Origin of the sequence: Acinetobacter pittii ATCC 19004 = CIP 70.29 (assembly GCF_000369045.1) — a bacterium.
In the GTDB taxonomy this organism is placed as follows: domain Bacteria; phylum Pseudomonadota; class Gammaproteobacteria; order Pseudomonadales; family Moraxellaceae; genus Acinetobacter; species Acinetobacter pittii.
This window is the reverse complement of record NZ_KB849797.1, coordinates 45,852-68,006: the sequence shown is the minus strand read 5'-3', so window position 1 is coordinate 68,006 and position 22,155 is coordinate 45,852. Positions and strand designations below refer to the sequence as shown.

General features: G+C 37.7%; 19 protein-coding genes. 9 read left to right on the top strand and 10 right to left on the bottom strand.

The annotated features are described in order from the left end of the window. Positions 1 to 89: 89 nt before the first annotated feature. Positions 90 to 2,777, bottom strand: a complete 2,688-nt coding sequence (locus tag F928_RS19000) for a restriction endonuclease (RefSeq protein ID WP_001019256.1) — start codon at positions 2,775 to 2,777, stop codon at positions 90 to 92. Positions 2,778 to 3,499: 722 nt separating this feature from the next. On the opposite strand from F928_RS19000, the gene F928_RS18995 reads away from it, so the two are divergent. Together F928_RS18995 and F928_RS18990 are read left to right on the top strand one after the other, a co-directional pair. Next, positions 3,500 to 4,384 (top strand): hypothetical protein, encoded by an 885-nt coding sequence (locus F928_RS18995; RefSeq protein ID WP_002117297.1) that lies wholly within the window; start codon positions 3,500 to 3,502, stop codon positions 4,382 to 4,384. Further along, on the top strand, positions 4,381 to 5,235 hold the full coding sequence (locus F928_RS18990) for a DUF3037 domain-containing protein (protein ID WP_002117160.1): 855 nt from the start codon (positions 4,381 to 4,383) through the stop codon (positions 5,233 to 5,235). Before F928_RS18995 ends, F928_RS18990 begins: the two co-directional genes overlap by 4 nt. A 346-nt stretch (positions 5,236 to 5,581) precedes the next feature. Here the strand turns inward: F928_RS18990 and F928_RS18985 are convergent, their stop codons facing one another. The 3 genes from F928_RS18985 to F928_RS18975 form a co-directional block, all read right to left on the bottom strand. Next, entirely contained in the window at positions 5,582 to 6,757 is a 1,176-nt protein-coding gene (locus F928_RS18985; RefSeq protein WP_002117295.1) for an MFS transporter, read from the bottom strand. A gap of 15 nt (positions 6,758 to 6,772) precedes the next feature. Beyond that, positions 6,773 to 7,183: a RidA family protein gene (locus F928_RS18980; protein ID WP_002117279.1), complete on the bottom strand. Its 411-nt coding sequence runs from the start codon at positions 7,181 to 7,183 to the stop codon at positions 6,773 to 6,775. Positions 7,184 to 7,251: 68 nt separating this feature from the next. Then, the gene (locus tag F928_RS18975; protein WP_005079031.1) at positions 7,252 to 8,178 is read right to left on the bottom strand and encodes a DMT family transporter; all 927 of its coding nucleotides are present in this window, start codon (positions 8,176 to 8,178) and stop codon (positions 7,252 to 7,254) included. 238 nt (positions 8,179 to 8,416) lie between these two features. On the opposite strand from F928_RS18975, the gene F928_RS18970 reads away from it, so the two are divergent. Genes F928_RS18970 through pntB form a run of 3 tightly spaced genes read left to right on the top strand, consistent with a single transcriptional unit; the run spans position 8,417 to position 11,337 of the window. After that, positions 8,417 to 9,544, top strand: coding sequence for a Re/Si-specific NAD(P)(+) transhydrogenase subunit alpha (locus F928_RS18970; RefSeq protein WP_002117245.1), 1,128 nt, complete (start codon positions 8,417 to 8,419; stop codon positions 9,542 to 9,544). Positions 9,545 to 9,555: 11 nt separating this feature from the next. Continuing rightward, on the top strand, positions 9,556 to 9,870 hold the full coding sequence (locus tag F928_RS18965) for a proton-translocating transhydrogenase family protein (RefSeq protein WP_000230434.1): 315 nt from the start codon (positions 9,556 to 9,558) through the stop codon (positions 9,868 to 9,870). A 12-nt stretch (positions 9,871 to 9,882) separates the two neighbouring features. Further along, positions 9,883 to 11,337: an NAD(P)(+) transhydrogenase (Re/Si-specific) subunit beta gene (pntB, locus tag F928_RS18960; protein WP_005079030.1), complete on the top strand. Its 1,455-nt coding sequence runs from the start codon at positions 9,883 to 9,885 to the stop codon at positions 11,335 to 11,337. Between the two features lie 55 nt (positions 11,338 to 11,392). Here the strand turns inward: pntB and F928_RS18955 are convergent, their stop codons facing one another. Continuing rightward, the gene (locus tag F928_RS18955; RefSeq protein ID WP_002117247.1) at positions 11,393 to 12,214 is read right to left on the bottom strand and encodes an SDR family NAD(P)-dependent oxidoreductase; all 822 of its coding nucleotides are present in this window, start codon (positions 12,212 to 12,214) and stop codon (positions 11,393 to 11,395) included. Between the two features lie 266 nt (positions 12,215 to 12,480). Between F928_RS18955 and F928_RS0104015 the strand changes: the two genes are divergently transcribed. Beyond that, complete coding sequence (locus F928_RS0104015; RefSeq protein ID WP_005079015.1) at positions 12,481 to 12,738, top strand: hypothetical protein; 258 nt, start codon at positions 12,481 to 12,483, stop codon at positions 12,736 to 12,738. A gap of 203 nt (positions 12,739 to 12,941) precedes the next feature. On the opposite strand, the gene rsfS is transcribed toward F928_RS0104015, so the two are convergent. The 5 genes from rsfS to barA form a co-directional block, all read right to left on the bottom strand. Next, the gene (gene rsfS, locus F928_RS18950; protein ID WP_001047580.1) at positions 12,942 to 13,343 is read right to left on the bottom strand and encodes a ribosome silencing factor; all 402 of its coding nucleotides are present in this window, start codon (positions 13,341 to 13,343) and stop codon (positions 12,942 to 12,944) included. 81 nt (positions 13,344 to 13,424) lie between these two features. Next, a complete protein-coding gene (gene hyi, locus F928_RS18945; RefSeq protein WP_002117284.1) occupies positions 13,425 to 14,219 on the bottom strand; it encodes a hydroxypyruvate isomerase family protein in 795 nt (264 codons plus the stop codon). A gap of 13 nt (positions 14,220 to 14,232) precedes the next feature. After that, entirely contained in the window at positions 14,233 to 15,102 is an 870-nt protein-coding gene (gene glxR / locus F928_RS18940) for an NAD(P)-dependent oxidoreductase (RefSeq protein ID WP_002117186.1), read from the bottom strand. Between the two features lie 12 nt (positions 15,103 to 15,114). Continuing rightward, positions 15,115 to 15,903: a crotonase/enoyl-CoA hydratase family protein gene (locus F928_RS18935; RefSeq protein ID WP_002117154.1), complete on the bottom strand. Its 789-nt coding sequence runs from the start codon at positions 15,901 to 15,903 to the stop codon at positions 15,115 to 15,117. Positions 15,904 to 15,996: 93 nt separating this feature from the next. Beyond that, a complete protein-coding gene (barA, locus tag F928_RS18930) occupies positions 15,997 to 18,804 on the bottom strand; it encodes a GacS-like sensor histidine kinase (RefSeq protein WP_005079010.1) in 2,808 nt (935 codons plus the stop codon). Positions 18,805 to 18,976: 172 nt separating this feature from the next. Here barA and cysM point away from each other — a divergent pair, with 172 nt between their 5' ends. Genes cysM through rlmD form a run of 3 tightly spaced genes read left to right on the top strand, consistent with a single transcriptional unit; the run spans position 18,977 to position 22,141 of the window. Next, positions 18,977 to 19,909, top strand: a complete 933-nt coding sequence (cysM, locus tag F928_RS18925; RefSeq protein ID WP_002117176.1) for a cysteine synthase CysM — start codon at positions 18,977 to 18,979, stop codon at positions 19,907 to 19,909. A gap of 12 nt (positions 19,910 to 19,921) precedes the next feature. Further along, the gene (locus F928_RS18920) at positions 19,922 to 20,740 is read left to right on the top strand and encodes a 3'-5' exonuclease (protein ID WP_002117219.1); all 819 of its coding nucleotides are present in this window, start codon (positions 19,922 to 19,924) and stop codon (positions 20,738 to 20,740) included. A gap of 9 nt (positions 20,741 to 20,749) precedes the next feature. Further along, positions 20,750 to 22,141, top strand: coding sequence for a 23S rRNA (uracil(1939)-C(5))-methyltransferase RlmD (gene rlmD, locus F928_RS18915; protein ID WP_005079006.1), 1,392 nt, complete (start codon positions 20,750 to 20,752; stop codon positions 22,139 to 22,141). Positions 22,142 to 22,155: the final 14 nt, after the last annotated feature.

Here is a 22,155-nt window from a genome sequence, read left to right as displayed (position 1 = left end):
TTGTTAAATACCTAATCGATGAAAACTAGATTATCAAAGGTTTGAGTTCTGTTAGGTGGGAGGGCTTGAAGGTAATTGGTATCCAAAATTTATAAATCGAAATTTTCATACCAGCTAGCCCAACTGTTTAGCTTTTTACCTGCATACTCCACAGTACCTTCAGCCCACTTAATATCATGCTTATCCCTCAGGAGCTGCCCAACGAATGATGCAGTTAATTTTTTAGTTCCTGAATACAGTTTCTTTATTAATATGGTTTCTTGGATACTTAACTCATTTGAAATCGCATCGTAAAGATAAGATTCGATATCTTCAACATCTCTAATTTTATTATCATCATCAACTAAATTATATCTCTTGAAAATTTCCACAGCTTTGGCATTACTACTACCATTTTTGTATTCAGAAATTTTCTTACCCTTAAGTTCATTATAAATATTTATAGTTAATTGAGGACTATTTCTTGGTATGAAAAAAGAAGATTGCTGGCGTCTAACGTTACTGACAGATGTTTTTACAGAACCTATATCTTTATAAAACCATGTGTATGTTTCAATTGACCGAGATAAAAAGCCCGTAATTTCTAGCCATTTACACATTCTGATAGCATAGTATCTCCATGTTTTATCTGCATAATCATTGTTAGAGTAAATACTTTTCATTAAGTCTATAAAGAAAGCCAAAGTAATATTTGTACCGTTAGGTAAGTCCTTTAAACTTAAAGTAATAATATGTTTTTTAAATTTTTCTCTCATTAATGAGAGAATACTTTCCATGGAATTCCCTGTAGCTAATATTTCCTCTGACAATGAATATTGGCTATTCTCCCTTACTGCAATGCCAAATGTCAGTAAGTCTGTACCAATATTTTGAATAGTACCATCAGATAAATTCGTTTTAATTTCCAATTCGGGAATGGAAATTGGAGTGCCTGTTAAATGTTGCGCTACATTCCAGATAGCAAGAAAATCATTTGATGGTAAATAGCGAAGAGAAATAATAGGAATACTCTCTGTTAATATATATTCTCTAAAAATATCCCAATAAATATTTAATCTAATACCACTTTTAATGATTAGTCGTTTATGAAGCAGGTTTGTGACTACATCTTCTCCACATGTATCGATTGTATCAACAAGATCAACAGGTGCTCTTTGAGCAATAAATTTTAAAGCTCTAACTTCATTAGGATTTAACTCTTCTAAATCACTAGCGAAAAGACTTGAGATATCTAATTTATTCTCTAAAAGCTCCTCTTGTTTTTGGCCTGACAATATTTTTTCATGTAAATGAATGCATAGTTTCTTTAACAACCATGGATAACCCTGACTACTTACAATTAAGTTATGTCTTAAGTCGCTATGAACTTTTTCTCCAATTGCTTCCTCAAACTTATTTATGACCGCATTAGATTCTCTAACAGAAAATGGATTTAATTTTCTTACAATTCGATAATCTGACAAACGATGCCAGAAGAAATAAGCAGGATGTTCCGAGTGGGTTGTACTATCAGTCTTCCATGCAAAACCTATGCATAAATTTGTTTTTAAACTAGCCGCATCTAATAGAATGTTCGTTGCATTATTAAATAGTTCGAATAACTCTGGTTTACTAAACAACTCTTCAAATTGGTCAAAAACTAATACTACTAATTGCTTTGACCTTTCAAGGCTATTCAAGTATTTAGCTATAGATTCAGACTCTAAAGGATGGTTTACGTTAGTTATTTGTAATTTAATAGTTGGATCACCAAAACCTTTTATTTGGGCCTCTTGTAAAGTTTTTAACAATGCGGAGTAAATATATTCTGGTGATTTAGCCGCACGAACATCAATAGCGTAAAGAAATAATTTTTGTTTTTGATGACGATTTTTAGCTTTTTCAGAAAGAGTAATAATCAAAGAACTCTTGCCTAATCCAGAATTACCAGTAATAGCAAAAATCCTAGTATTTATTTCATTTGTTCTAATCTTCTTAAAAAAATCAAAAATCTCTTGAATATCCTTAGTTCTTCCTACGAAATCCTGTGGACGTGCAGGTCGATAGTCATTCCAATCTTCGCCTCTTTGAACTTCTACAACTTCAATTTGAGAGTCAAATAAAGGTTTCATCTCTTTTTTTGTATTTATAATTTTAGAAAAATCTAACTTAGAAAGACTACTATCTGTAGAGGCAATGTTATCTAGTAGTTCTTGATCTTCAACTAAGACACCTGTTTTTGCATAATAACATACAGCATTTGTTGGAATGCCTGCACTTAATATTGTACTTACCCAAAAATTTCCAAAAGTTGTAATTAATAAAAACCATTCACCAATGCTGTTTATATCAAGGTGTTGTTCTAGATGTTCACGAGGTATTGAGCTAATAATTTTAGATGCTTGTAGTGATTCAACAATATCTGTTGATGAATAGACTACTATACGATCACCAAGTGGTCGACTAGGTAGCTCCTCACAAAATCCTTTCGCATCTTTACTAAATTCTGAAGTACCTATTAACCAGCCTTCACTATAGTTCTCAAATACAACTGTACCAAATAATTGTCTTATGATTGGCGCATCAATTTTTTTATCTCTATATGCTTTACACTCAACATAAATTTTTTTCCCAGAAACTTTGTGTTCACATAATAAATCTAATTCACTGCCAGTCTTTCGCACTTCCTCTGTCACTAGATAATTTTGTGCTTCAAGCATTTTTTTACACAGTTTTTCTAGTAAATCACCCTTATCTTTAGTTGTAGCGGAGTTAGGAGTACAAATTTCAATATTCATTAGAAATACTCAAGATTTAATTATTTTCTGCTGTCATAACCTTATCAAAACTTTTACTACTCTTAAATACTTTAAAATTAATAAATTTCTTTGTAGGTTATGGTTAGATTATGAGATATATAAAAAGTTTATTATCTAAGTAATTTTAATTAAATTTTTAAAAAAACAAAAGGTTGCATATATTTTTTTGCTTTTTTCACTGTGGCTACTTCGAGGTGTGTTGGTATCTAATATATTGTAGTAGGATTGCTTGGTCCTTAAATCTAATATTAGTCTTAAAGATTTATTCTTATATAGATATGCAATCACATAGGTTTAGCGAGTATTCGTAGGAATCTTCACTCATTTCTGAGATAGATAGTTATAATTGAATCAAATATTTTTTTAGTTAAGTTGAAATTTACACCTAATTTACACCATGGAATCCTAAAAATTATTTAAGATAATGATAATTTTAAAAATATTTTAATTGTGTGTCCAATCCATCATAGGTGCGACAGAAATTCTTTTAACCATTTGATTTAATTTATTTTTTTTATTTAAGGGCGAATTTTCTGTTACACTCATGACAAATTTACCTTAGAATTTCGGAATATTTCAGCATCTATTCGTATATTCTCGCATTTATTGCACCGTATTTGTACCGCGAGTTTCGAATAAAAAAGGGTGCAAATTTATATGAATATTATGGTTAAAGCAATTTGAAGTTTAGGGAGATAGGGGTGATTGAGGTAATAGAAGAAGATGGATTTTTAACTGAATTAAAAGTTATGAGTTCCACTAGTGGGGGATGTTCGGCAACAACTATTTTGGCGCAAGTTGAATGGTCTGATGGTGTAGTGCGTGATACATATATTAAAATTTTTGACCATCAAGATCGTGTAAAAGAAATATTGAATGAAAGCTTTGGTCATTTATGTGCTAACACAGTAGGGTTAGAACAACCTGAAAAAGTAGCACTTATAAAAATTTCAGTGGATGATTATGCTCCATCTGCATCCGATCAGTATGCATCAGATAATGGATTCTATTATGCTTGGGCGTCAACTACTATTGGCTCGGAAAATCTAAAGAAAATTTATTTTAAGAATCCTGATAATGGTGGACTTCCGGATGAGTGGAAGAACTATGCTGATTTCCTACAGAGTTGGGAAAAATTCCCATGCTTAATTTCACTTGATGATTGGATAGGAAATTCAGATAGAAATCCAGGAAATATAATATTTATTAATAAAAACAGACTTGGAATTATTGATCATGGGAGATTGTTTGGTGTCCATGATTGGAGATACGAACCTGTTGATCCAAATAATGATCTTTGGATGAATCAAGCTTTAGAATGTTTTAAAATATTTTATAAGCCGAGTTTCCCAAATCATATTGCTTGTCAACCAATCTTCAACGAAGCTATTGAGCATTCCAGTGTATTTCAAATACATAAAGATATGATTGAAAGCCAAATTGTAGATATTGTAAAAATCTTAGAGCCTCACCATACTAGTGCAGAAACTTTAGTATCTGCTTTCATCAACTATTGTTTAGAGCGTTTAAAAACAATAAATATAAGGTTAAGAACGCAACTAGGTCATTTAGGAGCAACAGTATGAATAATCTAACTAGTGCTACTGAAAAGAAAAAAAATATAAAAGGTAATTGGTCTATAGTTCAGTGGGTACCTGATATAGCGACAGAAGAAACTCATAATATTGGTATTGTTTTGGATGTTGAAAATGACTCATCTTTTCGGTTCTTAGATACATTTGACAGAGTGAAATGTCTTTACGATGAAAACACTGTTATGCATTTACAGGATGTAATCGAATTGACACACGATGCTCTTGGTGTTGGAAAGCATAATTTTTCAGACCAAATAAAGCTTATCAACAAGGGGATTACGAAGGGTAGAAGCCTTGATGAAATATTGGATAGATTATATTTGAGAGCTATTTCTTTGGCTAAACCTCATGTTCAAAGAGAAGTGAGAAGAGATAGTTTTTCAATAGTGCGAAATGATGATTTTGTAAAAAGGGTTCCTAAAAAAATCAGGGAACAATTTATTAAATCAAATGATCGTGATTTAGCAAATCTATTTCCTGTAGATCAATATATTGATGTTCTTAATAACCGTTTAAAAGTTCCAATTCGCTCAAATAGCCATTATGGAAGTATTACCTCTGTAGTAACGACTAGTACTAATACGATCAATACGAATTATTTAATGGCTGCAACAGATCTTTTAGCTGCTGCAAAAGGTGATGGGAAAATTCCTACTTTCTTCGTTTTAACTCCGGCTGAGGATGAACTTGCTAAATTAGATAAAAGTAAAGTTGATCAAATTGATCTAACTATAGATCGGCTTAATTTCAAAATGGAGCAGCAAGACGTTAAATTGATCTGTGAATCTAGCGAAGATTTGTTGGTTGATAAAATGAAATTTTGGGCGAAAGAAGTAGCTTAACTCTATTGTAGTAAATTAAATAAAAAACCTCATTTTTGAGGTTTTTTATTTAATTTTTTGTACCTTATTTGTGCCTTGTTATATTTGTAATTAAATAAGATGTTGAAAGTTATAGTTTAATTTTAAATACCATCCAATCTATCATGGGTGCGACAGAAATACGAGGTTGTAACGATTGAGGTGATTGCATAACCAATAGCCCAAAAGTCGCTAAATTAATGAAAGGGCAGCATTATACGAGGTTTATGCTTGAATCGACAGGAGCATTTAACCGAGTAATTTATAACCACCCTTGTATTGAATATAGAAAGATGATTTTTAACAAATTACTTTATAGCTAAGCCATTTACTTTTTTTGTAAGAAAGCATCAATCACGCTAAATAAAATACAAAACACAACGAGCCCCACACCTGCAAAGCAAGTCATAGTCCATCCACCACGATTCCATGCAAAAATCCCTAATGCCGAACCACCAGCACCACCAATAAAGTAAGTAGTCATATAGATGGCATTAATACGAGATTTAGCATCTGGACGTAAACGGAAGATAATACTTTGGTTGCTGGTGTGAACAAGGGCAAGTGCCAATTGAATTAGAGCAAAACCAATAACATAAGCTGAAAGTAGAGTTTGTCCGAAATAGAAGCAAATCCAACTTACCAAAAACAGCCCACAGCCCATCCAAGTGAGGAGGCGTGTATACCCTTGGTCGGCATATTTACCAATATAGCGTGTTGATAATGCCCCAAAGATACCGACTAGTGGGACTAGTCCGATAAATAGATCGGGCAAATGGTGTGCCGAAGTCAAAAGTAAGGCGATGGTGGAATACAAAATACTTACTGCGGCAAAGGCGAAAGCACCTGTAAGCGCTCTTAATAATAGTCGCTTTTCCTCTTTTAAGAGTTGAGCCATGGAAACAAATATTTGTCCATAGTTCATTTTCATGCGTAAGACATAAGGCAGACGGCTTTTTAAAGTAAATGCCAACAGAAGCATTAATACGCCGCTGACGACATAGACTACTTTCCAGTGGAAAAGGTTGGAAAATAAGCCAGCTAAACTGGTAGAGAGTAAAATTCCGACCAATAAGCCACTCATTAAAAAACCAATGATCTCGCCAGTTTTTTCGGGCTTTACGGTCATTGTGGCAAGTGGGATGAGGACTTGGGCAGCAACAGAAAACAATCCCGCTAAAATTGTACCAATCCACAACATGGGTAAGTTCACCGCAAAAGCAGATGTAAATAGACCAACAGCGCAAAGCACCATCAAAAACGGAATAGCTTTGGCTTTATTGACAATATCACCCAATGGGACAATAAAGAGTAAACCGAGGGCATAAGACACCTGTGCAAATGTCACTGTTAAAGCGGCTTGTGCTTGAGTTACAGCAAACTCTTGCTGGATAGAGTGAATTAGAGGCTGACAATAATAATTCACACCTGCACATAAACCGCATGCTGCTGCCATCAACCAAAGCAAAGGTTTATTTTGACTGATATCTTCAGGGGTAGACATGACGTTCTCTCAGTTTTATTGGGTGTATGCCGTTGCTTCAACTTCAATAAGCATGTGTTCTAGTGCAAGGCGCGGCACAGGAATAAGTGTACAGGCAGGAAAAGAATGATTTTTCCATAAATTTTGCATAATTTTAATCAGAATTTGATGTTTTTCGACCGAGTGGTCAACAACTAAAACTCTCAATACAGCAATATTGCTAAGCTCTGCATTGGCCGCTTTTAAAGCATGTTGAATATTATCAAAAACTTGGTTCGCTTGTTCTTCAAAACTTGGGCTTAATTCACCTTGGGAATTTTCGCCTCCTTGACCTGCTAAATGAATAATATTCTTAAAGCTCTCCACTACAGCAACATGACTATAAGCGTTTGGCGTTGGGTTATATAAAGTTGATGGATTTATGATTTTAAAAGTTTCTTGACTCATTGGAGCTCAACCATTCATTAAAATTTAGATGAGTATCCAACCTCAACTTAAGTTGAGGTCAAGAGAATTTAATGTTTTAGTCTTTTCTTTCTGAGTGTAATCATCATGACACCGACAATATTAAGAAGGCAGCCGATCCATTGCCACATATTGAGATGTTCATTTAAAAAAGCAACGGCAAGCAAAATCGTTAAAACTGGTCCAATTGAAGCAATCATTGCAGATTGAGAGGCACCTAATCTTTCAATGCTTTGCATGAGCATAACGGTGGGTAAAACGGTAACTAAAAAGCCTAAGCCAATGCCATACCAAATTACACTAGAGGGGAGTTGTAATAGAAGTTGAATAGGTTGAGGTGTGCTTAGTGCGTAATGAGTTAATGTACCGATACAAGCCACAGTTAAGGCTAACCCTCTGAAATTCCAAGAGCCAAATTTCTTAATGAGAGGTGGCGTCAGCAACAAATAGCCAGCGAAAGCCACGGCACTTGCAAATACGAAACTTGTCCCTAACCAGAAGTTGCCCTGAATTGGTGCGTTGTTGTGCTCCTGAAGCATAACCAGCACGGTTCCACCATAACTAAGAAAAATGGCAAAGAAACTTTTTACATCTAATTTTTGTTTGTAGAGTAAGCTTGATACGATGACTGTAAGCGTGGGATATAAAAATAGAATAATTCGTTCTAAAGAGGCACTAATAAACATAAGGCCCATGAAATCGAGCCAACTTGCAAAGTAGTAGCCTAATAGACCAGCAAAAATTAAAATTAGCCAATCCTTCTTTTTTATGCCCTGATTATGATGCCTGTTAAACCAGCAAATTAATAGAAAGAACGGTAAAGCGCTTAACATACGTAAAGCCATCAGGACCGTACCGTCTACTAATGGAGAAAGGGCATAAGTCTGTTTAATAAAGATTGCTTTTGTACTGAATAGAAACGCAGAGCAAAGAGCAAAAAAAGACCCGATTTGAAACGAAGATAAAGAAATTTTCATATACAGGACTGTATAAGAGAGACTATTGTCTGCAAAAAAAGAAAAACCTTCCCATATTACACCTCTAAACAAATATCGTGAATCATCAGTTCAAAATATGGGTATTTATTAAATAAATAGTGGGTGGTATTTTAAAAAAGTTCAATTAGAATCCAAATTCTGTACAAAGAATACACATGGGGGAAACATTGCAGCTTGCAATGTTTTTGACAATGAGAAATTAGCTTGAGGAACGCTCATGCAGATCGGAATCCCAACCGAAACTGTCGTCGGTGAAAATCGTGTAGCTGCTACGCCAGAGACAGTAAAGAAGTTGATTAGCGCTGGTCATAGCGTTGTGATTGAACGTGGTGCTGGTGTAAAGGCTGCGTACATTGACAGTGCTTATGAACAGGTCGGTGCAACCATTACGGATGATGCCTATACGGGTAGTCAAATTATTTTGAAAGTTCGCGCACCACAGGGCGGGGAAATTCAGAAACTTGCAGCAAATACCGCTGTTGTAGCAATGTTTGATCCTTATCGTAATACCGAGCTAGATCAGTTTGCGAATCAACAAGTGTCTGCTTTTGCTTTAGAACTGCTTCCTCGTACGCTTTCTCGTGCACAAAACATGGATGTGTTGTCTTCTCAAGCAAACTTAGCTGGTTATAAGTCAGTTTTACTTGCTGCTGCTGAATATCAACGCATGTTCCCAATGCTTATGACTGCTGCGGGTACTGTAAAGCCTGCGCGTGTTGTGATCATGGGTGTTGGGGTTGCTGGTCTTCAAGCGATTGCAACTGCAAAACGTTTAGGTGCAATTGTTGAAGCGACAGACTTACGTCCTACAGCTAAAGATCAAGTTGAGTCTTTAGGTGGCAAGTGGTTAGACGTCCCAATGTCTGAAGAAGAGCAACAACGTGCAGCAGATGCCGCTAAAAATGGTTATGGATGGATGCCGGGTGAGCAATACATCAAAGACCAAGCTGCGATTGTAGATAAAGCTGTTTCTAATGCTGACATCGTGATTACTACTGCATTGTTACCAGGTCGTGATGCACCACGTTTAATTAAAGCTGAAACTGTTGCCAAGATGAAACCGGGTTCTGTCATTTTAGATATGGCTGTTGAAACTGGTGGTAACGTTGAAGGCTCTAAAGTTGGTGAGACTGTGTTTACAGAAAATGGCGTGAAAATTTTGGGTGTCCCAAATATTCCGGCAACTGTAGCAACAGAAGCTTCTGCATTGTATGCGCGTAACGTTTTTAATTTCGTAGAAACCTTATTCGACAAAGAGAAAAACTTTGCGATTAATCAGGAAGACGAAATCCAAAAAGCCCTATTGGTCACTCATGGCGGTCAAGTACTGCTTAAGCGTGGTTAAGGAGATTTCTCATGGTTGAAACTATTACAATTTTCGTCCTTGCCATCTTCGTAGGTTATTACGTGGTTTGGGGTGTTACGCCAGCTTTGCATACACCACTTATGGCAGTAACTAATGCGTTGTCATCTATTATTGTGGTAGGTGCGATGTTGCAAACTGTAGGTCTGCCAGTTTTAGGTGTAGATGCTAACGTTGCATTTCAAAGTGTGAATGTGGTGAGCGTACTCGGTGCGATTGCAGTATTTTTGGCAAGCATTAATATTTTCGGTGGCTTTGCAGTAACTGCACGCATGCTGGAAATGTTCAAGCCTAAGCAAAAGAAATAAGAGGGCTTTGACATGGAATTTATTCAAGCAAATGCAAACTGGTTGTACCTTGTTGGCGCAATCCTCTTTATCTTGACGCTTCGTGGCTTATCTGGTCCTAAAACAGCAATTCAAGGTAACCGTTACGGTATGATCGCAATGGCGATAGCAGTTGTAACAACCTTCTTTGTTGCGAATAACCCAGTTATTTGGATGATCGTTGGGGCAATGGTGTTAGGTGCAATCGTGGGTATTGCGCGTGCACGTACAGTGCCAATGACTCAAATGCCGGAAACTGTTGCGCTTATGCACTCATTGGTGGGTTTGGCTGCGGTATTAATTGCGATTGCTGCAATTTTACATAACAACCAACTTACTGAACTATTCGCTCAAAATGAGGCGGCTTTAACAGCAGCTGGCGTGCAGCATGCACACATGAGTAAGGTTCATTTATTTGAATTGTTTGTTGGTTGTTTCGTTGGTGCGATTACCTTTACTGCATCTGTGTTTGCGTATGGTAAATTGGCTGCGAAAAAATGGGCTAAAACAATTTCTGGTGCATGGGTTAAACCTGTTCAAGCACTTATCTTTGTTGCGATGTTGGCTTGTGGTTTCTACTTCTTTACAACTGGCAACATGACTGCTTTCTGGGCAATGACAGCACTTGCACTTGCATTTGGTTGGGTTTGGATTGCACCGGTCGGTGGTGGTGATATGCCTGTAGTGGTATCGCTTCTTAACTCATTCTCTGGTTGGGCAGCGGCAGGTATTGGTTTTACTCTTGAAAACAACATGTTGATCGTTGCAGGTTCGCTTGTAGGTTCATCTGGTGCGATTCTGTCGTACATCATGTGTAAAGCAATGAACCGTTCGATCATCAATGTATTGTTTGGTGGAGCAATGGGTGGTGCAGCAGTTGCATCTGCAGATAAAGGTGAACAAGTTCAACGTAACTACCGTTCAGGTTCTGCTGATGATGCTGGCTTCTTGATGTCAAATGCGGACAGCGTTGTGATTGTACCGGGTTATGGTATGGCGCAAGGTCGTGCTCAAAATGCGGTAAAAGAGTTGTGTGAACTTTTGAAAGAACAGGGTGTAACGGTTCGCTTTGCAATCCATCCGGTTGCAGGTCGTATGCCTGGTCATATGAACGTACTACTTGCTGAAGCGGACGTAGCATATGAAGACATTTTGGAAATGGATGAGATCAACTCAGACTTCCCTGCAACTGACGTAGTACTTGTAATTGGTGCAAACGACGTTGTAAACCCAGCTGCAAAAGATGATCCAAGCTCACCAATTTATGGTATGCCGATTCTTGAAGCTCATAAAGCGCGTACAATCATGGTGATTAAGCGTTCTATGGCAACTGGTTATGCTGGTCTAGACAACGATTTGTTCTATAACGAAAAAACAATGATGATCTTTGGTGATGCCAAGAAAGTTGTTGAAGATATGACAAAAGCAATTAACGGTACAGGCCACTAATTTGCTTTGAAATAAAAAAACCACCTTCGGGTGGTTTTTTATTTGAGCTGGTTTTTTAAAGAAATTTTTCTACAAGATCCATAGATTGTTGATACAGGTCACGTGCCAGTTGCTGATTTTTAGCGTGTGATGATTTCCAGTCTGGCATATGTGCACTCACATATTCACCATTACGGTTCTGCCATGCATCTCCAGTTGCCATTTCTGTAATGAGTTTTGCTGGAACTGAGGTTGGGACTAAGCCTAATTTCATCGCCGCATAGACAGGTTTGGGTAAGTCGCGATAAATATCAGAAGCGACACCGCCCGGATGTAATGCATTATTGGTAATTGAACTTCCGGCTAACTGTTCTGCTAATGCATTGCTGAATAGCAAATTCGCAAGCTTTGATTGACCATAATAGAACAGGGGATTGTAAAAGCCTTCTGCGCGAAATTTATTGGGTTTAATTGAACCAACCCAGTGAGCAATAGATGCAAGATGGATAATGCGCGCTTTAGGAGATTGTTGTAAAACTGGGAGTAGTTTTTGAGTTAATAAAAAATGACCTAAATAATTAACCCCAAATTGTTGCTCAAAGCCTTCACTGGTCAACTGTTTGGTTTTGGCAAATAAGCCTGCATTATTAATGAGTACGTCAAGGTTGCCATAGCGATCAGCAATTTCATAGGCAGCTTTTCTGGTTAATTCAAGACTATTTAAGTCGAGAGAAACGATATCGACTTGTCCTTGGTTGAGTGAGCGTAGTTTGTTTTGTGCCTCTTGTGCTTTTTGAGGATTTCGACACGCCAAAATCACATGTTGCCCTTGTTTTACAAGTTGTTCTGCTGTGGCGAAACCTATGCCCGTATTAGCGCCTGTAATTAATATCTTCACTTTCTGTACTCCAGTTATGCTATTTATTGGTGGGGACTTCAAGAATTTGTATAGTGCTGCAAATTTGACAATTTGTCATGTCAAATTTAAAAATGGGTGATGACTGACAGCTTTTGGACTTTCACTTAATCTCTATAATCAAAAATGGAGGTATTTATTTTTATTTAATGTGATGGGGGGGGCTATATTGGCTATTTTTTTACTTTAACTGGATGCTAAGAATGATAATATTTGATTGATGTATAGTAATTATTTAAGGAATTTAAGTGGTTAAAAAAATAATATTCTTTTTAATCTCATTTATCAGTTTTTCCTTTTCATCGGTAACTTTGGCGGAGCCTCTTGAGGAGGTAAGTGAAAAATATGCAAATTGTTTGATGGGGCAAGTTGGGCCTCAAATAAAAATGAATAAAGATGAAAATGATATTGTTGAAGCTGCTTTCTATAAATGTAGACAAGAGGAAAAGGAATGGATGGGGGTAACTGATATAAAAAATTGGCGGGTGATGATTATAAAAATATAAGTGAGGAGCAATTCAAACTATTTTCTGAGCTACAAAGTGATATGGTAAAGAAAATGAAGATAAATATGACTGAGGAAATGCTTAAAGTTATTCGAGAAGAAAGAAAAGTTAGTACACAATAAACTGTAGGTGGTAATGAAAAATATCCCCTTTAACAACTAAAAAAGCGGCTCAAAAGAGCCGCTTTTTTTAAAAGCAAAATTTTAAGCAACCGACTCTGGAGCGGTACGCCATAAGCTTTCTAAATCATAGAATTTACGAGCTGTTGGTAGCATTACGTGTACTACAACAAAGCCGAGATCAATTAAGATCCATTCTGCATCTCGTTCACCTTCAACGCCAATCGGGCGGAAACCGGCTTTTCGAGCTTCTTCTGCAACATTGTCAGCAAGTGCTTTGACGTGGCGAGTAGAAGTACCACTTGCAATTACAATAGCATCAGCGACATTGCTAATTGAGCTAACATCTAACTGGAGAATATCTTTTGCTTTTACATCAACTAAAGCGTCGTGGACGACTTTGAGACAAGCTTGTACGTCTTTATTTGAGGTGTTCATTGCGAAATCGTGAGAATTAGACACGCTGGGCGATGGTTCTAAATTCATATAGGGTATATTTTCCTGACAATTACTCACTATCTAATATAGTGGTTTTTGCGCTAAATTTCAAACAGAAGTCGTAACAGTTTATATATTTACATCATCAGAAAAGTATTTTTTCTTCCATGTAAACGACTGATTTGAACCATTTTCAGGTTTATATTCCGCTGCAATATAGTTCTGATATGAACTTTGCTTTAACCAAGAAAAAATTTGTTCATAAGGAATTTGAGCTGTATCAGGCTCATGGCGGCCCGGACAGTCTGCAAATTGAATATGTCCAATTAAGTTAATATTCTCTTGCAAACCCTCAAGTACATCTTCACCCATCATGGCCATGTGATAGCAGTCATATTGCATTTTGAGGGCAGGGTGATTGACTGCTTCTAGCATTTCTTGGCCCTGCGCAATGTTCTGCACCAAAAAGCGAGGCATATCCGTGCCATTAATCATTTCAAAAACGGGTTCTATATCATGTTCACTGAGTAAGTTGCAGGCAAGTTTTAAATTGGCTGCTAGTGTTTTTAAACAAGGAAGTAAGTCAGCATCTAGTGGTTGCTTACCCGCCAAAATATTAACACGAGGAACGTTTAAAGCCGTGGCATAGCTAATAGCCAATTCTAATGCCTCATGGAAAGCTGTTTCTTGGCCGGGAATGCCTGCTAAACCGTTTCCGCCTTGCATAAGATCACCTGCAGGCACATTAATTAAACAAAGGCTGAGGTTGTAGCGTTCGAGTTGAGTTTGAATATCTGCAATAGACAATTCATAAGGGAATTGAATTTCGACATATTCAAAACCCTGTGCATGGGCTAGAGCAAAACGTTCGATTAAAGGAACTTCGGTAAAAATCATGGATAAATTGACTGCAAGACGACCCATACTCAAACTCCGTTTATTTTTGCTCTATTAATTGAATCATAGTAGCTAAATCTTTCTCGGCAAAGCCATTTTTTTGGTGAGTTTGTAGCTGTAATAGAGCTTTTTGTGCAACTGGGATATCTAAATTAACATTGTTAGCCAATGTTACTGCGTTGTTAAGATCCTTTGATAATGTTTGAACTTTCCACTGAACAGGTTCAAAGGTATGAGTTGCCATACGTGGGGTGAGAATTTGAAAAGGTTTTGAATCTGCAAATCCACCCGCTAAAGCTGGAGCGAGCAAAGTCGTATCTACACCTGCTCGATCTGCAAGAGCAACAGCTTCTGCAATAAGCGCACTGTTGGCTGCAACAATGAGTTGATTGCAGATTTTGGTGGCTTGGCCAGTTCCTGTATCTCCCATCCGTGTTACACGTTGAGATAAAACATTATAAACAGGCGTTAATTCTGTAATGGTTTGAGCATCACCACCTGCAAAAATAACAAGCGTGCCTTGTTCTGCTCCAGCTGTTCCACCTGATACAGGTGAATCAATCCAAATAACGTCATGTGTGGCAGCAGTTTGAGCAAGCGTTTTTGTTGCAGCAACAGATAAGCTCGAGAAATCAACAATTACCTGTTTAGCTTTTAAGTTCGGCTGAATTTGTTCAAATACTGCCTCTACGGCTTTGTCATCTGCTAGACAGATTAAAATAACAGGATATTCGCCAATATTTATAAGATCTAGAGGCTGTGCGCCGATATCAATCAGTTCTTCACATGCAGAAGGGGTTCGATTCCAAACCGCAACTTGAAAGCCAGCTTGAATAAGGCGGGTTGCCATGCGGCTCCCCATAAGCCCTATACCTAAAAAAGCAATAGGGGTGTTGCGATCAAAATTCATAATCTAAGCTCTTTATTTATATTGGCGTGGTAAAAAATTAACTTCCGGATGTTTGTCTTTTTTACGAGCAAGTTTGCTATTTTTACCAAGTAATAATTTAAGTTGCCAGATTTTTTCTAGACGTAATGATTTTTCTGGTTGGTGTTCCATTGCATCAAGTACACGTTTTGCAGCAGTGAGAGCATCGGGTGAGCGTTGTAACATTTCAGTGGCAATTTCATTTGCTTTTTCTAGCGGAGAGTCGCTTAAATGAGTTACAAGACCAATTTCTTTTGCATAATCTCCATCAAAAACGCGGGCCGTTAAGGTGAGTTCTTTTGCAAGATCAACGCCAATTAAGCCTTTTAATGAACGAGTAAGTCCCATATCTGGAACTAAGCCCCAACGGCTTTCCATAATCGACATTTTTGTGTCTGGATGAGAAATTCGAATATCAGCTGCTAAGGCAAGTTGCATTCCGGCACCAAAACAATATCCTTCAAGTGCCGCAATTACAGGTACAGGTAAATTTTGCCAAATAAGAAATGCTTTCTGGAAGAGACTTTGGCCAGGTTTCACAAGCTCCCAAATGGCAAAGGCAGAATTTTTCGGATTATTCAGATCAGATAAATCAATTCCGGCACTAAAAACTTGTGCTTCACCTGTCAAAATCACACAGCGGATCTCTCGATCTTTTTTAATGGCTTTTGCTGTTGAAACGAGTTCTTTGAGGAGGGCAAAACTCATGGCGTTACGTTTATCAGGACGGTTTAGATAAACTGTTGCAATGCCATTATTCTTTTCAATACGTAAAAGTGCCATGAAATTCCCGCTTATTTTTTTATCGACAAGCGGAGCATAACATGGCTGTAATTTGGAAACATGACAGCTCAGTCATACCATTTGATAGATACGCTAGTCAGGGATCACCAAGATTTGATGAGCAGCACTTTCTACTTCTTTCACTACAAGGCCTAGCTCATCAAAGCGTCTCATAACTTCTTCAATAAAACCTTCATCTGCTATACGGCGTTCTTTGCGTAGTGTTGAAATAAATTGCTCAAAGTCACCTGTCACTTGTTGTAGTTTTGGAGTCCCTACATAGCGAGTAGCGCCATAAAGACGATGTAAAACATGCTCAAGTTGAGGGAAGTCTTCAAGCTCAATGAGCTGCTGCATTTCGTCTAGCTCAGTTGGGAAACTATCAACTAACATTTTAAGTAAATCTTGAGCTAAGTCTTCTTTATTGGCTGCAAGCTGCAAGCTTTGTTGCCAGTTTAGAATTTCTGGATCTAATGCTTCTGCAACGACATGATGGTCTTTATCTGGAGCTTTTGCTGTAAAGTTGTTTTTAGTCCATTGCGTTAGAATCTGGATAATTTGTTCCATTTGAATTGGCTTGGTGACATAGTCATTCATGCCGACTTTGAGAAGTTTTTGTTTTTCATCGGCAAGGGCATGGGCGGTTAATGCAATAATTGGAAGCTGCATTTCTCCATCTAAAGTCGACTCTAATGAACGAATAGCACGCGTGGTATCAATACCTGACATGACAGGCATTTGAATATCCATGAATACTAGATCAAATGGTTTGAGTTTCTGATCGATTCGCTCTTGAATCAGATTAAGCGCTTCTTGACCACTGATTGCTTTAGTTGTTCTAACGTTGAGTTCACCCAGTAGGGCTTCTAAAACAATTAAGTTAGGTAAATGGTCATCCACTGCCAGAATGTGTAAACCCTGACCATTAAAGTCTTGTTGTTCTTCTTCAAATACAGGTTGATCGCTCAACAGTTGAATAAGACCACTTCGGCTGAGTGGTTGATAGAGAGGACGAGCACGATATTCAGTGAGCATATTTGGCTCAAGCGTCATTTGATAGCCATAAACTGCCAAATTACCTTGATAACGACTACGAATTTCTTTTAATAACGCTTCAGTATCACCACTATGGTCAACAATGAGCCAGGTATTATCTTTCTGATCAAGATGTTTTAAACGACTAAATAAGTCCAGAATCGATTGTGTCTCGATGTGCGGAACATGATAGTTTTCAAGGTAATAACGTAAAACACTTGCTGTAGCAGGGTGGGCAAGATAAGACACCACTTGTAAATGTTCAAAGTGCGGGTGTTCAATCTCGTAATCTTCATCTACCACAAATTGTGCAGTAAACCAGAAGGTCGAGCCTTTTTCTGTTGGAGCACGTTCTTGGTTATCCTCAAAACCAATTTGGCCATGCATGAGATGGACAAGCTGTTTAGAAATAGCTAGACCTAAACCTGTACCGCCAAATTGGCGTGTAACGGATGCATCACCTTGCGAGAAAGATTCAAATAATTTTTTACGATCTGTGCCGCTTAAACCAATACCACTGTCTTGTACACTAAAATGAAGCAAGCATTGCCCAATATCATCATGTTCCATACGAACACGAACAATAATTTCACCGTCTGGAGTGAACTTAATCGCATTTGAAATCAAGTTGGTCAGAATTTGTTTGAAGCGTAAAGCATCACCAATCACTTGCTGTGGGATGTTATCTGCATAATAAAACGCCATTGCGATATGCTTTTGAGCAGCCAGTGGAGACAGCATATCCATGACATCAAAAACAGCTTCTTCTAAATCAAACGGTGCTGTTTCGAGCTCTAACTTACCCGCATCAATTTTTGAGAAATCTAATACATCATTAATTAATGCCAATAAATGGGCAGATGATTTGCGAATGGTTTGTAGGTAAAGATTTTGTTCGTTATTTAGATTTTGTTGGCGGAGTAATAAATGAATAAAGCCATCAATACTGTTTAAAGGCGTTCGAAGCTCATGACTAATATTGGCAAGGAAAACTGATTTGGCTTGGTTCGATGAAATTGCTTGGTCACGTGCTTGACGATAGGTAATGTTTTGAACTTCTAAGGTATCTAGCGTTCTGCGTAAGTCTTCTTCGGTTTGTTCGGTGTGTTCTTTTAACTCTAAAAAGCTAAAGTGCAATCGTTTAACAACGTTTGCAATATCACGCTGTAATAAGCGCAATTCACCCGTACTGTTAATGACCATATGCTGGTCCAACGTGTCTGCATTTAAACGTTGCAACTGCATGCGAATTTCGTACATCGGCGCAATCCAGCGACGCGAATAAAAATTCAAGCAAAGTAAAAGTAACAGTAAGGTCATTAAGCCAGTAATGACGAGGGCGATTAGAATACGGTAACGAGCCAATTCTAGTGGCTGATTATCCATTTCAATCACAAGCCAGACAGGTGCTTTTCCGGGTGTGTCGCTAATCCGCTGTCCATAAATATTGTTGTGGTTATAAGAGATTGGACCAAAAAAATTATTTTTTTCAGTAAAGTTTGGCCAGTAACGATTGTCTCGATAACCGATACTTAAATAAGTCTGACCATTACTATCAATTAAAGCAGCACGCTTTAGATTTTTTTCATTAAACATGCTTTGCATGATGTGCTGAGCATGGTCATATTCATCGGGCTGTAGTTCAACTAGGTGGTATAAATCTAGTGCGATTTGATTATAGCGAGCTAAAATTGCTGAGGCATGATGTAGCTGTTGTTGTTTTACTGAATGCGAGGTTTCAGTTAAAACCAGAAAAGCACCAACACACGTTAAAATCATAATGGGCACAAAAATAAGAGCAATCAATTGCCCATATGCATGATTCAGACGTAAGCGTTTCGATAAGGTTTTATTGAAATTAGACATGGCTACATCAGATTTATCTCTCTGTACGGCATCTTATCACGCTTTATTTTAAAACAGACGGCATTTTATAAATGACCGAGCTTTAATCGCTTTCATGAAAAAGCATATTGAAATGGGTGCAGTACCGAGCATTTTTTCATACAATAGGCCCACCTCGATATAGGTGTTGATCATGAGTAATACACAACCTGATTTTTTAGCTGACGAATTTTTGTTAGATCACTATGTAGGTAAGACACCTCTAGTTCGTTTGCAGCGATTAGCTTCTCATACGCAAGCGATAGTTTTAGCAAAATTGGAAGGTAATAATCCGGCAGGTTCTGTAAAAGACCGTCCTGCATATAACATGATTATGCAGGCAGAAAAACGTGGTCAAATTAAACCGGGTGATACATTAATTGAAGCAACCAGCGGTAATACAGGTATTGCGTTGGCTATGGTTGCGGCAATGCGCGGCTATAAAATGAAACTTATTATGCCGAACAATATGAGCCAAGAGCGTAAAGACGCAATGTTGGCTTATGGCGCAGAGCTGATTGAAGTAACGCCACAGCAAGGTATGGAAGGTGCACGTGATTTAGCCTTGCAAATGGAAAAAGAAGGCAAAGGTCACGTTTTAAATCAGTTTGGTAATCCTGATAATGTTGAAGCTCATTATCTAACGACTGGTCCTGAAATCTGGAAGCAAACAGGTGGGAAAATTACCCATTTTGTAAGCTCAATGGGCACAACCGGTACTATTATGGGTGTTTCTAAATATTTAAAAGAACAAAACCCAGATATTCAAATTGTTGGTTTACAACCTGCTGATGGCTCAAGTATCGCTGGTATTCGCCGTTGGCCAAAAGAATATTTGCCTACTATTTTTGATAGTAGCCGTGTGGATCGTATTATTGATATTCCACAAATTGAAGCTGAAAAAACTATGCGTAAATTAGCACGTATGGAAGGTGTTAGTGCTGGTACATCTTCAGGCGGTGCAGTTTGGGCATCAATCAAAATTGCAGAAGAAAATCCAGATGCTGTTATTGTTTGCATTATCTGTGACCGTGGCGATCGCTACTTGTCTACAGGTCTGTTTTCAGTACAGGACGATAACTCATAATTGAGAGAAATAATGCGTTTCCCTACCTTAGTTTTTGATATTGAAACTTTAACTGATTTAAAAGCGGGTGCGCATTTATATCATCTTGATTTACCTGAGGCCGATGTAGAGCAAGCATTGACGAAAATCCGTCGCCAAGAATCTGGTATGGATTTTCAGCGTTTGCCTTTACATGAAATTGTTTGTATTTCTGGCTTATGGGTGGATGAGTCTGGTTTTAGATTATTTTCTTTTAGTCGAGAACAATATTCTGAAGCCGAAATTTTACAGAAATTTCTATCTATTTTTGATAAGCGCCATCCGACTCTAGTAAGTTGGAATGGTTCGCAATTTGATTTACCAGTTATCCTATTTCGCGCTATGTATCATGGGCTCTCTGCACCTGGTCTGTTTGATCAAGGTGAGATTGATAGCCAAAAGCGTTTTAATAATTACCAAAACCGTTATCACCATCGCCATATAGATTTAATGGATGTGATGGCAATGTTTAATGGTCGTAATTTTCAAAAGCTTGATGATATTGCCTGTATTTTAGGTTTGCCGGGTAAGCGTGGCGAATCGGGTTATCATGTGCCTGAATATGTTCGTAATCAACAGTGGTTAAAATTGACGAGCTATTGTGAAGGGGATGTGCTCAATACATGGTTTATTTATTTGCGTTGGTTAGTACTAAAAGGCCAATTAAATGCAGATGAGCATAACCATTGGATCAGTTCGAGTATTGAATATTTACAGACTATACCACAGCAAGCCGATTTCCTTGAAGTATGGGAACGTACTTCGAAACATACTGAATTTACTTCTCACTATTTTAATTCTTCAGATTTTTAGGTTCATTCTTTGAAACAACAAGCCAAATCTCGCAACCTTCAACAACCTGAATATATTTTTCAGGTTGAAACACTTTCTCATGAGGGGCGTGGAATTGCGCATTATGGTTCTCATCCTGAGCACCCTGCAGATAAGCATGGCAAAAAAGTTTTTATTCGTTATGCATTGCCAGGAGAAACTGTAAAAGCTCGGATTACCCATCAAGCGAAGCGTCTTGAAGAAGCTGAAATGTTGCAGTTGTTAGGAGAACCTTCAGCACATCGTATAGAGGCAATTTGTCCTCATTATGGTATCTGTGGGGGTTGTAGCATGCAGCATATTCACCCTAATGAACAAATCCGTTTAAAACAAAATGTACTCCAGTCACATTTACAGCATTTTGCAGGTATTCAACCTGAACAGTGGCTAGAACCGATTCGATCTTTACAAAGTGATTATCGTCGTCGTGCTCGAATAGGCGTGCGCTATTTGCCAAAACCAGATCGCTTAATCATGGGTTTTCGCGAACATCATAGTAATCGTTTAACTTCGATCCATAGCTGTAGTGTTTTGGATAAAAACTTATCAAATAGTCTGCCTGAGTTACGCACTTTACTCCAAAGTCTAAAAGGCAAAGCGCACATTGGTCATGTAGAATTAGCAAAAGGTGATAATGAAATTTCTTTATTGGTTCGTCATGTAGAAAAATTAAACAATTCTGATGTCAACCAATTAAAGCAATTTGCGTTACACAAAGGGTGGCATTTGTATTTGCAACCTAAAGGTCCTGAAAGCATTCATCGTATTGATGATGAACAAGGTGCTTTACGTTTACATTATGCCTTAGAAAGGTTTAATGTAAATTTTGCTTTTTCGCCATTGGATTTTACTCAGGTCAATGCCACAGTAAATGAACAGATGGTTCAATTGGCATGTGAATTGCTTCAATTGCAACCAGGTGAAAAGGTACTTGATCTATTTTGCGGTTTGGGCAATTTCTCACTCCCGTTAGCACGATGTGTTGGTGAGAGTGGTCAGGTTGTCGGTGTTGAAGGGAGTGAAGAAATGGTGCAGCGAGCAACAGCTAATGCGGAATGCAATAGTTTGGTGCAAGCAACCTTCTTTTCACAAGATTTAACAAAAGATTTTTCGCATCATTCTTGGGCAAATCAAGAATTTGATGCATTATTGATTGATCCTCCTCGTGCTGGTGCATATGAAATTATGCAGTATGTATCAAATTTTGGAGCAAAAAGAATCGTTTATGTATCATGTAATCCAGCTACACTGGCAAGGGATGCGGGTGTTTTGGTCCAATATGGTTACCAGTTAAAAAAAGCAGCAGTGATGGACATGTTTACGCATACCGAACATGTTGAATCCATTGCACTATTTGAAAAAATTCAAGAGATAAACGATTAAAAACATGAGTTACA

What these genes read in the sequence shown, in the direction of transcription:
- cysM (WP_002117176.1), top strand. Translation starts at nt 18,977, where the DNA reads ATGAGTAATACACAACCTGATTTTTTAGCTGACGAATTTTTGTTAGAT.
- F928_RS18975 (WP_005079031.1), bottom strand. Translation starts at nt 8,178, where the DNA reads ATGAAAATTTCTTTATCTTCGTTTCAAATCGGGTCTTTTTTTGCTCTT.
- F928_RS19000 (WP_001019256.1), bottom strand. Translation starts at nt 2,777, where the DNA reads ATGAATATTGAAATTTGTACTCCTAACTCCGCTACAACTAAAGATAAG.
- F928_RS18990 (WP_002117160.1), top strand. Translation starts at nt 4,381, where the DNA reads ATGAATAATCTAACTAGTGCTACTGAAAAGAAAAAAAATATAAAAGGT.
- F928_RS18935 (WP_002117154.1), bottom strand. Translation starts at nt 15,903, where the DNA reads ATGGCACTTTTACGTATTGAAAAGAATAATGGCATTGCAACAGTTTAT.
- glxR (WP_002117186.1), bottom strand. Translation starts at nt 15,102, where the DNA reads ATGAATTTTGATCGCAACACCCCTATTGCTTTTTTAGGTATAGGGCTT.
- barA (WP_005079010.1), bottom strand. Translation starts at nt 18,804, where the DNA reads ATGTCTAATTTCAATAAAACCTTATCGAAACGCTTACGTCTGAATCAT.
- F928_RS18970 (WP_002117245.1), top strand. Translation starts at nt 8,417, where the DNA reads ATGCAGATCGGAATCCCAACCGAAACTGTCGTCGGTGAAAATCGTGTA.
- F928_RS18980 (WP_002117279.1), bottom strand. Translation starts at nt 7,183, where the DNA reads ATGAGTCAAGAAACTTTTAAAATCATAAATCCATCAACTTTATATAAC.
- hyi (WP_002117284.1), bottom strand. Translation starts at nt 14,219, where the DNA reads ATGGGTCGTCTTGCAGTCAATTTATCCATGATTTTTACCGAAGTTCCT.
- F928_RS18965 (WP_000230434.1), top strand. Translation starts at nt 9,556, where the DNA reads ATGGTTGAAACTATTACAATTTTCGTCCTTGCCATCTTCGTAGGTTAT.
- F928_RS18920 (WP_002117219.1), top strand. Translation starts at nt 19,922, where the DNA reads ATGCGTTTCCCTACCTTAGTTTTTGATATTGAAACTTTAACTGATTTA.
- F928_RS18985 (WP_002117295.1), bottom strand. Translation starts at nt 6,757, where the DNA reads ATGTCTACCCCTGAAGATATCAGTCAAAATAAACCTTTGCTTTGGTTG.
- rsfS (WP_001047580.1), bottom strand. Translation starts at nt 13,343, where the DNA reads ATGAATTTAGAACCATCGCCCAGCGTGTCTAATTCTCACGATTTCGCA.
- pntB (WP_005079030.1), top strand. Translation starts at nt 9,883, where the DNA reads ATGGAATTTATTCAAGCAAATGCAAACTGGTTGTACCTTGTTGGCGCA.